The following is a 15,137-nucleotide window of genomic DNA, read 5'->3' as shown; positions in this document are numbered from 1 at the left end:
AAGACGGATCGACGCGGGATCATTGACGGCACGTGAAGCCAAGTCCAGCGCCGATGCGGATTTTTGTTCATATCCGGGATGGCTCGATGGATCGGAAACTTGACGCCCCGCGCGGCCTTAGCCGCCGCAGTCTATTGATCGGCACCGCCTGCATGGCAACGGCCTTTACGTCAGGCGCGCTGGCGGAAACACCGAAGATGGCGGAATTTTTCAAGACGAAGGATGAGCTCGACGCCTCCCTGAAGAGCTTTGGCGTCGGGCCGCTCGACCGGGTAACCCTGCTGCATCTGGCGCGTCCCACCACGATGCTGATTACGAAGGCCTCTGCCGATTCAGAGATTCCGGTCGGCGCCAGCAAGATCGGCGGTGCACCCGATCTGCCCGAGGCGCTGGCTTGGCCGATGCGCCAACCGTCGGCCTCCGGGAAGCGGGATGTGGAGGTGCTGCGCAAGCTCGACGCGGAAAAGCCCAGCGACTATTACAAAAAAGAAATTGCTGAGAAGGAGCCGCTGGCCAATCGAGAGGCACCGCTCGCCTTCATGCTGCAGGTCGATTTTGCCGCCGCAGCTGCAGCCGGGCCGCTCGATCCCGATCTGCCGACCAGCGGCCGGCTGCTGGTGTTCTACGATCTGGTGATGCTGCCCTGGTTCGGTGAGCAGGAAAAGGAAAAGTCCCTGGCGCTGATCTATCTCGACGATCCGCAGGTCGAGTTGAAGCGCCGCCCGATTCCCGATCTCGGCATGCCGACCTGGGGCGAGCGGCGAGAGGGCGAAAGTGACGAAGAGGCGATGCGCCTGCCGCCCGCCCGGATCGAGCCACGCTTTTCCTATACGTTACCGGGCAGCGGGACCTACCCGATGATGACCCGCTTTGCCTATCCGCAGGAGCCGCCGCATAACGCTTGGCTCGAGGCGCGCACCGCCAGTCCGGGCGCTGGTTGCCAGCTTCTCGGCTGGCCGGACCTCGTCCAATATGACCCGGCCATCGATCTCGGCGCCGCGGACATTCACTACGATTTGCCGCACAACGATAGTTTCATTCCGACCATTCGGGGGCTGGCCGGGCCGATCGAAAACTGGATCCCGCTTTTGTCGATCACCGGTTACGATACCGATGCCGTCGATTTCAATGGCGGCTACTATATCATGATCCGCCGCACGGACCTGAAAAAGCGCGATTTCTCGAAGGCCGTCATCGTCTATCAGACCGATTGATGGGGTTCTTCATGCTTCTATCAACCGACTGGCCAAGGCGAGCGCAGGCCTGAGACGTGGAGGCCGCTCTCGCTGTCCTTGGCGCTTTTCTTGACGCTGGCGATTTCCGAGGAGAGGCGGCCGATATCGTCGATGACAAGGCCCTTGGGCAATTGCAGCACCCCGATCGAGCAGCGCATCAGCGGAAAATCGCGGGCAACGCCGTGGCGGTCAGTGCCGCGGATCCGGCCCTGCGCCCGATCCTCAGGTGAATAGAGCGCGACGACGTCGGCGTGGAAATCGGACAGCAGCCGGTCGAGGATTTCGCCAAGTTCCTCAGCGGTCCAGTCGGTCAGGCCGATGAAGAAATCGTCGCCGCCGACATGGCCGAGAAACACGCCCTCGGAGAAGAAATAGCGACGCATCAGCGCGGCAAACAGCGAGATCGCGTGGTCGCCGAGATGGAAGCCATAGTGGTCGTTGAAAGGCTTGAAGCTGTCGAAATCGCAGTAGCAGAAATGCCTGAGACCGTCGCTGTCACGGCCGCTGTCGCGCATGAAGTCGCGGATGGCGCGGTTGCCCGGCAAGCCGGTCAGCGGGTTCTGTTCCTGGGCGGTCTTCAGCTGTTTTTCGTTGATGATGCGCACCAGGGAGGCCGCCGAAACCACGCCGGCATAGCGCAGATTTTCGGTCAAAAGCACGCAGTCGCTGCCTTCGGTATTGGAAAAGATCGCCATCAGCCGGTCGGCATCGGCATCGAGCCCGACGACCGGGGCATGGTCGACGAATTGCGAAATGGTCCGCTCATAGACCTTGTTCTTCAACAGGTCGCGGCCGAAAGGCTGATAGATATATTCCTTCAGATGCACTTCATGGATGATGCCGCGCGGCTCGCCATTGGCGTTGAGCACCGGAAAGAACGACTGGCGCGGATTGCGGCGGAAGAGATCGAAAACGCTGTCGACGCTATCATTTTCATAGACGGTCGGCAGGCGCTCGATCTGCTTGCGGATCAGGATTTCGTCGAGCGACTGGCTGGAGCGGCGCGAAGGGCCGATATCCTTCAGATGCGGATAGGCGGCCTGCAACTCGGCGACATGGGTGGTGGGCCGGGCAATGTACCAGCCCTGGACCAGATCGACGCCAAGCTCCCGGCAGGCAATGAATTCGGCCTCCGTCTCGATGCCCTCGGCAATCACCCTGACGCCCAGCACATGCGCGGTCTGAACGATGTTCTTGACCAGATGGCGCTTGCGCGAATGGCCATCGAGACCGGCGATGAAGTGCCTGTCGATTTTCAGATAATCGATCGGGTAATCGCAAAGCAGTTTCATCTCGGCATGGCCGACGCCGAAATCGTCGATGGCGAGCTTGAAGCCGGCATAGCGCAGCTTTGCGATCAGGCCGGCAAACTCGGGCACTTCGGTATTGTCGAACCGTTCCGACAGCTCGAAGCAGACAGAGGATGGGGCGATGCCGGCGGCACGCAGATGCGCCAGGAGACCATCGACCACGACATCGAAGGAGGCGATCAGCCGCACATCCAGATTGAGAAACAGCGTATAGGCGGCGTGGTCGGGAAGGCTTGCGAACTTGGCCAGTGCCCGGCTGGCGACCATCTGTTCCAGCGCCAGCAATTGTCCGGCCTGATGGGCCTGATCGAGGATTTCAAGCGGGCTTTCAAAGCCGAGCCGCTCCTGGCCTCGCATCAACGTCTCATAGCCGAAGACCGTGCCCGTCTGGACTTCCACGATCGGCTGCATGGCATTTTCCATCACGACCTTTGCCAGGGTGAGCAGCTGATCGCTGGCATAACGGCGCAATACTCCGCGTTCCGTCGCAATCGCCGCCATCGCAATAATCCCTTGTCTAAACCTATAAAATCAAGGGGACCGTGAACCGAAAGCCTGAAGGAAATCTTTATCGGGCGTGAAACTTTTGTGACACCTGAGCTGGCAATTATTGGGTGGAATTTTTATTGATTGATGGATCAATCAAGAATAGATTGACTGACATCAAGAGGGACATCCAATGCCGAAACTGGGAATGGAGCCGGTCAGACGAAAGGCCTTGGTCGACGCCGCGCTGAAAGCGATTGGGGAGCACGGCTCGCTGACCGTGACAATGTCGCAAATCGCCCGCAATGCCGGCGTGTCGCCAGCGCTTGCCCATCACTATTTCGGCTCCAAGGAACAGTTGCTGATCGAGACGATCCGCTCGCTGCTCAGACAATTGCGCGACGATACAGCTGCCGCCCTCGCCCGCGCGACAACGCCGGCGGAGCGGATTTCCGCCGTGATCCGGGTCAGCTTTCAGGCCGATCAATTCACGCCAGAGACGGTGGCGGCGTGGCTTGCCTTCTACTCAGAGGCGCAGCGCTCGGAGGCGACCCGCCGGTTGCTGATCGTCTACGCCCGCCGGCTGCGCTCCAACCTGGTCGACGCGCTCACTGCGCTGACGGATCGCACCAATGCCGAACGGATTGCCGAGGGCACGGCGGCGATGATCGACGGTCTTTACATTCGCCAGAGCCTGAAGGCCGCGCCGCTCTCGATTGATGCCTCTGTCACACTGGTCGAGGATTATGTCGCCGGACAGCTGAACAATCACAGGAAGCCTTGACCATGACCAAGCCCAATATCCTGATCATCATGGTCGACCAGCTGAACGGCACGCTGTTTCCAGACGGCCCGGCAGACTGGCTGCATGCCCCACATCTGAAGGCGCTGGCGGCGCGCTCGGCCCGCTTCATCAACAATTACACGTCTTCGCCACTCTGCGCACCGGCACGGGCCTCTTTCATGGCGGGGCAGTTGCCGAGCCGCACGCAGGTCTATGACAACGCGGCGGAATATGTGTCGTCCATTCCGACCTATGCGCATCATCTGCGCCGCGCCGGCTATTACACGGCGTTATCTGGCAAGATGCATTTCGTCGGGCCGGACCAGCTGCACGGCTTCGAGGAACGGCTGACCACCGACATCTACCCCGCCGATTTCGGCTGGACGCCCGATTACCGCAAGCCCGGCGAGCGGATCGACTGGTGGTATCACAATCTGGGCTCGGTAACGGGCGCGGGCGTGGCCGAAATCACCAACCAGATGGAATACGACGACGAAGTCGCCTTTCTGGCCGAGCAGAAGCTCTATCATCTCGCCCGCGAAAGCGACGATCCGGCCCGCCGCCCCTGGTGCCTGACGGTGTCCTTCACCCACCCGCACGACCCCTATGTGGCGCGCAAGAAACACTGGGATCTCTACGAGGATTGCGAGCATCTCCTGCCCGAGGTCGGCGACATCCCCTTTGACGCGCAGGACCCGCATTCCAAGCGGCTGATCCATGCCTGCGACTACGACAATTTCACGGTCACCGAAGAGGATGTCCGCCGTTCGCGCCGGGCCTATTTCGCCAATATCTCCTATATCGACGACAAGGTCGGGGCGCTGATCGATACGCTGACGCGCACCCGAATGCTCGACAATACGCTGATCCTGTTCTGCTCCGACCATGGCGATATGCTGGGCGAGCGCGGTCTGTGGTTCAAGATGAACTTCTTCGAGGGCTCGGCCCGAGTGCCGCTGATGGTGGCCGGTCCCGGCATCGCTCCCGGCCAGCATCTGACCCCAACCTCCAATCTCGATGTGACGCCGACGCTCTGCGATCTCGCGGGCATTTCCATGGACGCGGTCATGCCCTGGACCGACGGCATCAGCCTGACCGGCATGATCGGCGGTGAAGCGCGTAGCGCGCCCGTGCTGATGGAATATGCCGCCGAAGGCTCCTTTGCGCCGCTGGTCGCGATCCGCGAGGGCAAGTGGAAATATGTGCATTGCGCGCTCGACCCTGACCAGCTGTTCGACCTCGACGCCGACCCGCGCGAACTGACCAATCTCGCCGCCGACCCGGCTTATACGGAGGTGCTGCTCGGCTTCATCGCCAAGCGCAAGGCCCGCTGGGACATGGCCCGCTTCGACGAGGCCGTGCGCGAAAGCCAGGCGCGGCGCTGGGTGGTCTACGAGGCACTGCGCAACGGCGCCTATTACCCCTGGGACCACCAGCCGCTGCAAAAGGCTTCCGAGCGCTACATGCGCAACCATATGGACCTGAACGTGCTCGAAGAGAGCAAACGCTACCCCCGGGGAGAGTGATCATGCTGACCATCTGGGGCAGACAGTCTTCTTCCAATGTGCAGGCCTTGATGTGGTGCGTCGGCGAGCTTGGTCTCGATTATCAGCGCCATGACGTCGGCCATCGCTATGGCGGCAACGACACACCGGACTTTCTGGCGATGAACCCGAATGGCACGGTGCCGGTCCTAAAAGATGGCGATGGCGAGGCCCTGTTCGAGACCGGCGCCATCCTGCGCTATCTCGCCAGCCGCTATGCCTCTTCGCCATTCTGGCCGGACGATATGGCGGCGCGCGCACAGGTCGACATGTGGGCCGAATGGTCGAAGATCAATATTGCCCTTGAATTCACCTCGCCAATTTTTTGGCGCGTCGTGCGGACGGCGCCCAAAGACAGAGATCCCGCCGCCATTGCAAAGGCCTTGGATGTGCTCGGCGCAAAGCTCGACATTGCCGAACAGCGGCTGGAGCAGCACGCCTTTCTGGTCGGTGACGACCTGACCCTGGCCGATATTCAGTTCGGCCATGTGCTGTTTCGCTATTTCGATATCGACATCATGCGCCCCGAGCGCCCTGCCCTTCACCGCTATTACCAGAACCTGACCACGCGCCCGGCCTTTCGCGAGCATGTGATGGTTTCCTACGAAGAATTGCGAGTTTTATGATGAAAGCCCAACCGACAGCCTCCCATTTCATCGACGGCGCCTATGTCGAAGATACATCAGGCACCGTGATCGAGAGCGTCTATCCCGCCACCGGCGAAGTGATCGCACGCCTGCATGCCGCAACACCTGCGATCGTCGAAAAGGCCATTGCGTCTGCCAAGCGGGCGCAGAAGGAATGGGCGGCGCTGTCGCCCACCGCACGCGGCCGGGTGCTCAAAAAAGCTGCCGAAATCATGCGGGAGCGCAACCGCGAACTATCTGAGCTGGAAACGCTCGACACCGGCAAGCCTATCCAGGAAACCATCGTGGCCGACCCGACATCGGGCGCCGACAGTTTCGAGTTCTTCGGCGGCATCGCTGCGGCAGGATTGAACGGCAGCCACATTCCGCTGGGCAATGATTTTGCCTATACGAAGCGCGTTCCACTTGGCGTCTGCGTCGGCATAGGCGCCTGGAACTATCCGCAGCAGATCGCCTGCTGGAAATCGGCCCCGGCGCTGGCCGCCGGCAATGCCATGGTGTTCAAACCCTCGGAAATGACGCCGCTCGGCGCTCTGAAAATCGCCGAAATCCTGATCGAGGCGGGTGCGCCCAAGGGCGTGTTCAACGTCATCCAGGGCGATCGCGACACCGGGCCCTTGCTGGTCAACCACCCTGACGTCGCCAAGGTATCGCTGACCGGCTCGGTGCCGACAGGCCGCAAGGTGGCGGCAGCGGCTGCGGGGCATCTGAAGCACGTGACCATGGAGCTTGGCGGCAAATCACCGCTGATCGTGTTCGATGATGCCGATATCGACAGCGCGATCTCGGGCGCGATGCTGGCGAATTTCTATTCGACCGGCCAGGTCTGCTCCAATGGCACGCGGGTCTTCGTGCATCGCGCGATCAAGGCCACGTTCCTGGAGCGCCTGAAGGCCCGCACCGAGGCGATCGTCATCGGCGATCCCCAGGATGAGGTGACCCAGATGGGGCCGCTGGTCTCGATGGCGCAGCGGGAAAAGGTTCTCTCTTATATCGACAAGGGCAAGGCTGAGGGCGCGACGCTGGTAACGGGCGGCGGCATTCCCAACAGCGCTTCCGGCACTGGCGCCTTCATCCAGCCGACCGTGTTTGCCGATGTCACCGACGACATGACCATCGCGCGGGAGGAAATCTTCGGCCCCGTGATGTGCGTGCTGGATTTCGACGACGAGACAGACGTGATCGCCCGCGCCAATGCCACAGAATTCGGCCTCGCCGGTGGCGTGTTTACATCAGACATCAGCCGCGCCCACCGTGTCGTGGACCAGCTGGAAGCCGGTACGCTGTGGATCAACACCTACAATCTCTGCCCGGTGGAAATGCCCTTCGGCGGCTCCAAGCAATCCGGCTTCGGCCGCGAGAATTCGTTGGCCGCGCTGGAGCATTATTCGGAGTTGAAGACTGTTTATGTCGGCATGGGCAAGTGTGAAGCGCCGTATTGAACGGAGTTTAGTCCTTGCCAAGCCCCAACCGCCAAGAACGCCGGATACGCTGATGCTCAAAGAATTCCGACAACGGCAGATCCGAACTTTTCCTTTTTTGGGGATGCAGTGCCAAATGCTCAGCGATTGCAAGTTTGTTCATTTCGTCGACCGAGTCATCGTCAACGAGCGAGACGATAGCGACCTTGGCCGCGTGACGGCCCCGTCGATTGGATTGCGCTTTGAAAAGAGGAATGGCTTTGCGCTTGGACTTGTTGTTTTCGCCATAACCATCGCGGCAGTCGCGTTCGAGCGAATGCTTTTTATCTTCCGGCGGAGACCGTGTCTCCCGCGCTTTCTGATTACCCATGACATCATCTCCGGTCGACATCGGCACAAGTGGCAGTTGCTGGAATAACAAATGATTGATCAAGCAGATTTCGTCAACATCGGCTCCAACTCGGCTTCAAATGCCGATAGCCAATTTTTGCGCCCAAAGCCGTATAATCCGTCACACGACAATATCGTCGAGATCGACCTTGAGCGCGGTGGCGATGCGTTTCAGCACGTCGACGGAGCCGGTCTTCTTGCCGCTTTCGATTTCCGACAGATAGGGCTGGGAAATGCCGGCGGCCGCGGCAAGGTCAGAAACGGAGAGGTTGCGGTAAGTGCGGAAGGTGCGGATGCGGCTGTCGGTTTCCCACAATTCGTAGACGAGTTCAGATGGCCAGGTTTCTTCGCCCGCCCGGACACGGGCCATCACTCGCTCGGCCTTGATCGTATCGATCAGGTCTTCGTAGTCATCCTCGGGGATAAGAACATAGGTCTCGCCGTCGATGACCGTCTTGCGCAGTTCGCCCATGGTTCACTCCTTGTAGATACCGCCGCGCGGCCCGACTTCGACGACAATGACCAACATCGTTTGCTCATCGAGGATTACCCGGTCATCACCGACGCGAATTCTGAGCAGTGGGCTGCCCTTCAGCTTTTTCACATCGACACGCTCGCCCCGCGCGAAGGCATCGACTTTCAGCCGTATAGCATCCCGGCGCTTGGGCTGCATCCGGTCCATCACTTTGGTGGCAGCCTTGGTGTACTCCACTCTCTTCATGTTGCGAGTATAGCAAATAGCTATAGTTTTTCAACCTATCGGACCTGACACCATGCAAAATGCAGATTTCGTCATCATCGGTTCCGGCTCGGCAGGCTCGGCCATGGCTTACCGTCTGTCGGAGGATGGCAAGCACACGGTCATCGTGCTGGAATTCGGCGGCTCCGACATCGGCCCTTTCGTGCAGATGCCGGCGGCGCTGGCCTTTCCCATGAATATGGATCGCTATAACTGGGGCTACTTGTCGGAACCCGAGCCGCATCTCAACAATCGCCGGATGATTGCGCCACGCGGCAAGGTGGTGGGCGGGTCTTCGTCCATCAATGGCATGGTCTACGTGCGCGGCCATGCCGAGGATTTCAACCGTTGGGATGAGCTGGGCGCCACCGGCTGGGCCTATGCCGACGTGCTGCCCTATTTCAAGCGCATGGAACATTCCCACGGCGGCGAGGATGGCTGGCGTGGCACCGATGGCCCGCTGCATGTGCGGCGTGGAGAGGTGAAGAACCCGCTCTACAAGGCGTTTATCGACGCGGGGCGGCAGGCGGGTTTTCCGGTCACCGAGGACTATAACGGCCGCCAACAGGAAGGCTTCGGCCTGATGGAGCAGACGAGCTGGGCCGGCCGCCGCTGGTCTGCTGCCAATGCTTACCTCAAGCCCGCGCTGAAGCGTGAAAACTGCCGTCTGATCCGCTGCTATGCCAGGCGCGTGGTGTTCGAGGGGTTGAAGGCCGTCGGCGTTGAAGTGGAGATCGGCGGCAAGATCGAGGTGATCCGCGCCAACCGCGAAGTCATCGTCGCAGCCTCGACCTTCAACTCACCGAAAATCCTGATGCTGTCAGGCGTAGGCCCAGCGGCGCATCTGCGCGACATGGGCATCGACGTCGTGGCGGATCGGCCAGGCGTGGGCCAGAACATGCAGGACCATCTCGAATATTACCATCAGTTCAAATCGAAACTGCCGATCACCCTGCATTCCCGGAACAACTGGTTCTGGAAGGGCGTGGTGGGGGCGCAATGGCTATTCTTCAAGACGGGGCTTGGCACGTCCAACCAGTTCGAGGCGGCCGCCTTCATTCGCTCGGCACCGGGCGTAAAATGGCCTGACATCCAGTATCACTTCCTGCCGATTGCGGTGTCTTACGATGGCAAATCGGCAGCGGAGGGCCATGGGTTTCAGGCGCATGTCGGCTACAACATGTCGAAATCGCGCGGCTCCGTGACCCTACGCTCGCCTGACGTGAAAGACGCGCCGGTGCTGCGCTTCAACTATATGAGCGACCCTGAGGACTGGGTGAAATTCCGCCATGCGGTGAGGATCACCCGCGAGATTTTCGCTCAACCCGCCTTCACGCCTTACATGGGCGGCGAGATCGCGCCGGGACCGAAGGCGCAAACGGACGACGAAATCGACTCCTTCCTGCGCGAGCATCTGGAGGGGGCCTATCACCCCTGCGGCACCTGCAAAATGGGCCGCGCCGATGATCCGATGGCGGTTGTCGATCCCGCGACCAAAGTGATCGGCGTCGAAGGCCTGCGCGTGGCGGATAGCTCGATCTTCCCGCATGTGACCTATGGCAATCTCAACGGTCCCTCGATCATGACCGGCGAGAAGGCGTCAGACCATATTCTCGGCAAGCAGCCCCTGCCCCGCAGCAATCAGGAGCCTTGGATCAATCCGGATTGGCAGTTGAGTGATCGGTGAGCATCAAAGGCGATAGGGAAATACGGATGCCAGGTTGATCAGCCTGGATGCCCTTGGCATCGCGGGCGACCAGCAGTTGGTCATGTGCCATTGCCCTGGCCCAGATGATGGCATCGGGGAGTTTCAGCGGTTATGCGCGGCGCAGATCGCGCTGGTAGGCCACGCCATCACGCTCGTCGGTCCACAGACCGAAAGCGCGCTCCAGATCAGACCGTTTGCGCTCCTGCAACAACAGCGCAATACCCGTTAGGATAAGCACCGCCCGTAAAGTTTTTTCTGCCTTGGCGATACGGTCGAGTTCCAAGGCTACCGCGTCATCAAGATTTACCAGCGTTCGCATCACGCACCGACCCAATCACTTTCTATGCAATGTAGCGGATCAGTCGGATCAGAAAAAGTGGGCCTAACCCTACCGCCTCATCAACCGCCGTACACCGCCGCTGATCAGGAGTGCGGTGTCGACCACCGCGGGCAAGGCTTCGCTTTTGCGGCTGACGGCGAGATAGCGGGGTTGCCAGTCCGGGTCGAATTTGGCCTTGAAGGCGTGGACACCCTTGAAATTGTAGAGCCGTTCGCCGTTTTCATAGATGAGACGGCCGAGGCGGTGCCAAAGCGGGGCACTCTCCCGGCTGGAGAGGCCCGACAGGGGCGCCATGCCGAGATCGAGGCGGCTATAACCTTCGGCTTTCAGATGCAGCATGATTTTGACGAACAGCAGGTCCATCATACCGCGATGGGTGCCGGGCAGATGCCGCATCAGGTCGATGAAGGCCTCCTCACGGTCGTCAGTGGTCAGAATATTGGCAAAGGCCACGATGCGGCCATGCAGCCGGATCACCGCGACCGGATGCGCGGCAACATAGCTGCGCTGGAAAGTGCCGAGCGAAAAGCCCTTCTCGCCAGCCTGATGATGGGCAAGCCAGACATCGGAGACATAGCCCAGTTCATCGATCACATCAGGCACGGCCTCGGGTGCGATCACCGAAAATTCCAGCCCGTCGCGTTCGGCACGGTTGATCGAGCGGCGCAGTTTTAGCCAGTCGCCACCTTTGAGATCGAAGCGGGTGAGGTCAACGATTGCCTGATCACCGAGTTTGAACAGCCGCAGGCCGGCATCTGCCGCCACAGGCAGAAAGTCTGCAGAGACCTGGTAGAAAGCGACACGGCAGCCGGAGGCCTTCGCCTGTCGCAGCAAGGCCATGACCAGTCCCGGCCAGGCGGAACGCGGGCCGACCGGATCGAACAACACGATGAAGCGGCGGCCGCGGCGTGCATACATCAGGAAGGCATCGCCGGCCTGGGAAAACAGGATTTGCTTGTCACCGAGCGCCACAAGACCGGCAGCGGCGTGCGAGTGGGCATAGACTATTTGGCTGGCCTGCTGCAACGCGCAGGGTGTCGGCCCGGGACGCTGGGGTCGGATCTGGCGCTGCATCGCCCGTCCTGCCGCCATGGCTCCCAGCAATGACAGGCTCGCCAGACTGGCGCCGCCAAGACCGGTATGGAGCTTGTAGACAAGGCCGAGTTCCGCCAGCGGCTCAAACAGGAATTCGACAGAGATCAGCGAGAGGGCTGCAAGCCCCAGTCCCGCCGCCAGGCGCATCAGCTTCACGGATGCCGTCCCTGAGGCGCCAGCATCTCTGGGCAAGGGCACCACATCGCGCGCGACATCGAGGCCGGTCACTATCGCATCCGTCATCCGCCCTGCGTCTCCCAGCCGAATATTAGAGGTTTTTCACAGACCACTGCTTATGGCAGTGGCCGGTAAAAATGTTGTGAAGTCGGATCGTGAACAAGAAGTAAGCGACGAAAGCAAGGGCGCTGCCATCAGCCGCTCCTTCGTGCCGCATTTCGGATTCCTCGCGTGGCCCATATGCGACAGGCCTTGAATTTTCGCCCCTCTGCATTGGTATCTGCGGCATTATCCCGTAGACCCAAAGCTTCACCACCTGCCGGGAGATTGATCATGCCGCGTTCCACGCCCTCGAAAATGCTTCGGCGCTCAAAAGCGCTGGGCGGTTCCTGGCGGATGTGGAAGATGCGGCTGGTGTTCTGGGCCGGTGCCGGTGCCATCGGCGTGGTCAGCGTCGGCTTTGCCTGGCTGGCTGACCGGGCGCAGGCGCTGTTTCATGCCCTCACCCATGCCGGCAGCTGGAATTTCCTGATCCCACTACTGCTGACGCCTGCTGGTTTCGCCCTTTGCGCACTTCTGGCGGCGCGGGTGTTTCCGGCCTCGCAAGGTTCCGGCATTCCGCAGGCGATCGCCGCGCGTCATGTCGACAGTCCCGCCGGACGGTCTCGGCTGCTGTCGATGCGGATCGCGGTCGGCAAGATCCTGCTGACGGTCATCGGTCTGTTTTGCGGCGGTTCGATCGGCCGCGAAGGACCGACGGTCCAGGTCGGCGCCTCGATCATGCTGTTTTGCGCGCGGCTTGGCGGGATGGCGCGCGCCGATGGGCTGATCCTGGCGGGCTCGGCTGCCGGCATCGCCGCCGCCTTCAACACACCGCTGGCCGGGATCGTGTTTGCCATCGAGGAGATGAGCAAGACCTATCATTCCCGCGTCAACAGCCTCGTGCTGATCGCCGTCATCGTATCCGGTCTGGCAGCGCTCGGCATGGTCGGCAGCTATACCTATTTCGGCACCGCCAATCCTGTTCTGTCGGGCATGAAGGACTGGTTGCTGGTCGGCGTCTGCGGCATTGGCGGCGGCGCTTTCGGGGCGCTGTTCAGCGCCGGCGCCCTCTCTCTCGCGCGCCGCATTCGCCGCTGGACGCAAGTGTCGGCCAAGCCGTTGCTGCGTGCGGTCGTGCTGGCCGCTCTTTGCGGCCTCGGCGTGGCCCTGATCGGTATCAGCACCCACGGCGCCACCTACGGCACCGGCTATGAACAGGCGCGCGGCGCGGTCGAGGGGCAGGCCCTGCCGCTATTCTACTTCGTGGAAAAGCTGGCCGCATCGTTCCTGACGATGATCTCGGGCATTCCCGGCGGCATCTTTGCACCATCGCTGTCGGTCGGCGCCGGCCTTGGCAGCACCGCCGCCAGCCTGACCGGTTCCAGCATCGCGCTTGGCGCCATCCTCGGCATGGCCGGCTATTTCGCTGGCGTCGTGCAGGCCCCGATGACCGCCTTCGTCATCATCATGGAAATGACCGCCAGCCATGACAGCGCCATTGCCATCATGGCCACCGCCATGCTCGGCTATGCCACCTCGCGGCTCCTGGCCCGCGAGCCGCTTTATCACGGCCTATCGCGGCCCTTCCTGGCCGAAGCGATCCGCGCCGGCCGGGCCGCCGACCGCGAACAGGGGTGATAGGGCAGCCGGCGTTCTGCCTGCCCTCAACCCGCCTATTGCAAGAGCTGCGACAGGGATTGCACGCTGGTATTGACGATCGACAGAGAATTGACGTTCAGCTGCTCGCGGGTCTGCAGCGCTTTCAGCCGGCTGGATTCCAGGTCCATGTCGGCATCGACCATATTGCCGACGCCCTTGCTGAGCGAGCCCTGCAGGTCCTTGGAAAATTCGTATTGCATGTCGACCCGGTTTCCCATCGCACCGAGCGTGCTGGCCACGCCGTTCATACGCTCCGCCATGGCATCGACAACCTTGATCATGTCGTCGATATCGGCATTCGTCGACGATGAATCGAGCCGGATCACGTCATAGTTGGTAGACGCCTTCGCGCCGTTGAACATTACCCAGGTCTTGGCTGTGCCGAGGTCCTTGGCAAAGCCCGACCCAGTCAGAATACCACCCTCCCCGTCGACATCGTCAATCAGGTAATTGACCTCGGATGTCCCCGGCTTGCCACCGATATGGTAATCGATGGTGTTGACGCTCACCATGCCGGAACGGTCGCGCACGAAGGAGCCGACGAGATTGCGGTCGTCACGGTCGCTGGTCTCGGAGCGCAACAGCCAGTTTTCCTGGGAGAAAGTCGAGGACTCGGCAATCGAGCGAAACTGATCGCGGATTTCGTTGAGCTCCGTATTGATCTTGTCGCGCGAAACGCCGCTCTCGCGCGCCATCACAAGCCGCGCCTTGACCTGCATCATCAGATCCGTGGATGTGGTCATGCCACTCGAAGCCGTGTCGAGCACGCCAGCGGCCATGGAGAGCGAATCCTGTACCGCAGACAGCGACCGGTTGTCGGAGCGCATGGTCGTGGCGATCGACCAGTAGGCGGCGTCGTCTGCCGCGGTTGCCACCCGGTAACCCGAGGTGACCCGGCCCAAGCTGCTGTTACGGCTGGCCTCGGTATGGCGCAGGCTCTGAAGAGCCGTAAGAGCAGCAACATTAGTATTCTTACTCGTCATACACTTACTCACATGCTGAACATACACTGCATTCTTGCCTGTTCCGACAGGCAGTCGGCTTATGCCTTCCGTCAGCCAACGGATCACGGCACCGGGTCGCAAGCGGCACAGCACTCCCAACCCGGTAAAATCATCTGTCTCAGGCCCTTCATGGACGTGAGATCGGCGATAGACACAGCGTGGCCTCAGCCCCGCGCGACAATGACGCCCGCGATGCTTCAACCCATTAGATATATTGGATAATGTCTCGAACCCAGCCCAGCCTCGAGACCTTATACCGTCACTGCGCACGCCTGAGTCTCGGAGCCAAAGGCACGACAAAGGGTAGCCCTGGCGCGGTGGCGGCACCTGGCTGCTTTGTTCGATCCTGACAACGGTCCCCAGACGATCCGGAGCGGCTCCACAGCCCCCCAAATCCGCCTTTCGGCGCATGAGCAATTTATAGGGCCGTTAAGGTTAAGTCGCACCCAAGGAAGATGGTGAACGGAACATGAAATAGACATTTCCGGGATTAACTATAGCGACTCCTCGTCTGCCCGAAGATCATTTGCCCGGTCCTGCAATAAGAGCCCAAGTG

General features: G+C 60.9%; 14 protein-coding genes. 7 read left to right on the top strand and 7 right to left on the bottom strand.

Features of this window, described 5'->3' with window-relative positions; translation table 11 throughout:
• Positions 1 to 86 precede the first annotated feature (86 nt).
• Positions 87 to 1,214: a DUF1963 domain-containing protein gene (locus tag BJF91_RS03395; RefSeq protein WP_162843823.1), complete on the top strand. Its 1,128-nt coding sequence runs from the start codon at positions 87 to 89 to the stop codon at positions 1,212 to 1,214.
• 20 nt (positions 1,215 to 1,234) lie between these two features.
• Here BJF91_RS03395 and BJF91_RS03390 read toward each other — a convergent pair whose 3' ends face one another.
• A complete protein-coding gene (locus BJF91_RS03390; RefSeq protein ID WP_083943089.1) occupies positions 1,235 to 3,046 on the bottom strand; it encodes a GGDEF domain-containing protein in 1,812 nt (603 codons plus the stop codon).
• 178 nt (positions 3,047 to 3,224) lie between these two features.
• Here BJF91_RS03390 and betI point away from each other — a divergent pair, with 178 nt between their 5' ends.
• From betI to betB, 4 genes are read left to right on the top strand one after another with little or no spacing between them, the layout of a single operon-like run.
• Positions 3,225 to 3,815 (top strand): transcriptional regulator BetI, encoded by a 591-nt coding sequence (gene betI, locus BJF91_RS03385; RefSeq protein WP_075613053.1) that lies wholly within the window; start codon positions 3,225 to 3,227, stop codon positions 3,813 to 3,815.
• Positions 3,812 to 5,341, top strand: a complete 1,530-nt coding sequence (gene betC / locus BJF91_RS03380; RefSeq protein WP_075613052.1) for a choline-sulfatase — start codon at positions 3,812 to 3,814, stop codon at positions 5,339 to 5,341. Before betI ends, betC begins: the two co-directional genes overlap by 4 nt.
• 2 nt (positions 5,342 to 5,343) lie before the next feature.
• Positions 5,344 to 5,985 (top strand): glutathione S-transferase family protein, encoded by a 642-nt coding sequence (locus BJF91_RS03375; protein ID WP_075613051.1) that lies wholly within the window; start codon positions 5,344 to 5,346, stop codon positions 5,983 to 5,985.
• On the top strand, positions 5,985 to 7,448 hold the full coding sequence (gene betB / locus BJF91_RS03370) for a betaine-aldehyde dehydrogenase (RefSeq protein ID WP_075613112.1): 1,464 nt from the start codon (positions 5,985 to 5,987) through the stop codon (positions 7,446 to 7,448). Before BJF91_RS03375 ends, betB begins: the two co-directional genes overlap by 1 nt.
• A gap of 7 nt (positions 7,449 to 7,455) precedes the next feature.
• Here betB and BJF91_RS03365 read toward each other — a convergent pair whose 3' ends face one another.
• The 3 genes from BJF91_RS03365 to BJF91_RS03355 form a co-directional block, all read right to left on the bottom strand.
• Entirely contained in the window at positions 7,456 to 7,860 is a 405-nt protein-coding gene (locus BJF91_RS03365) for a hypothetical protein (protein WP_139310567.1), read from the bottom strand.
• A gap of 78 nt (positions 7,861 to 7,938) precedes the next feature.
• Complete coding sequence (locus BJF91_RS03360; protein ID WP_075613049.1) at positions 7,939 to 8,289, bottom strand: helix-turn-helix domain-containing protein; 351 nt, start codon at positions 8,287 to 8,289, stop codon at positions 7,939 to 7,941.
• A 3-nt stretch (positions 8,290 to 8,292) separates the two neighbouring features.
• Positions 8,293 to 8,538 carry a type II toxin-antitoxin system RelE family toxin gene (locus BJF91_RS03355; RefSeq protein WP_075613048.1) on the bottom strand — a complete coding sequence of 82 codons (246 nt, stop codon included), beginning with the start codon at positions 8,536 to 8,538 and terminating at the stop codon, positions 8,293 to 8,295.
• A gap of 52 nt (positions 8,539 to 8,590) precedes the next feature.
• Here BJF91_RS03355 and betA point away from each other — a divergent pair, with 52 nt between their 5' ends.
• Positions 8,591 to 10,243 carry a choline dehydrogenase gene (gene betA, locus BJF91_RS03350; protein WP_075613047.1) on the top strand — a complete coding sequence of 551 codons (1,653 nt, stop codon included), beginning with the start codon at positions 8,591 to 8,593 and terminating at the stop codon, positions 10,241 to 10,243.
• A gap of 130 nt (positions 10,244 to 10,373) precedes the next feature.
• Here betA and BJF91_RS03345 read toward each other — a convergent pair whose 3' ends face one another.
• Both BJF91_RS03345 and BJF91_RS03340 read right to left on the bottom strand, forming a co-directional pair.
• Positions 10,374 to 10,583 carry a hypothetical protein gene (locus BJF91_RS03345; RefSeq protein ID WP_075613046.1) on the bottom strand — a complete coding sequence of 70 codons (210 nt, stop codon included), beginning with the start codon at positions 10,581 to 10,583 and terminating at the stop codon, positions 10,374 to 10,376.
• 69 nt (positions 10,584 to 10,652) lie between these two features.
• On the bottom strand, positions 10,653 to 11,942 hold the full coding sequence (locus BJF91_RS03340) for a phosphatidylglycerol lysyltransferase domain-containing protein (protein WP_083943087.1): 1,290 nt from the start codon (positions 11,940 to 11,942) through the stop codon (positions 10,653 to 10,655).
• Between the two features lie 267 nt (positions 11,943 to 12,209).
• Between BJF91_RS03340 and BJF91_RS03330 the strand changes: the two genes are divergently transcribed.
• On the top strand, positions 12,210 to 13,556 hold the full coding sequence (locus tag BJF91_RS03330; protein ID WP_075613044.1) for a chloride channel protein: 1,347 nt from the start codon (positions 12,210 to 12,212) through the stop codon (positions 13,554 to 13,556).
• 35 nt (positions 13,557 to 13,591) lie between these two features.
• On the opposite strand, the gene BJF91_RS03325 is transcribed toward BJF91_RS03330, so the two are convergent.
• Positions 13,592 to 14,560: a flagellin N-terminal helical domain-containing protein gene (locus BJF91_RS03325; RefSeq protein ID WP_075613043.1), complete on the bottom strand. Its 969-nt coding sequence runs from the start codon at positions 14,558 to 14,560 to the stop codon at positions 13,592 to 13,594.
• Between the last annotated feature and the right edge of the window lie 577 nt (positions 14,561 to 15,137).

The organism is Gillisella taibaishanensis, from assembly GCF_001938985.1.
GTDB lineage: Bacteria > Pseudomonadota > Alphaproteobacteria > Rhizobiales > Rhizobiaceae > Allorhizobium > Allorhizobium taibaishanense.
This window is presented reverse-complemented; position numbering and strand designations above follow the sequence as displayed.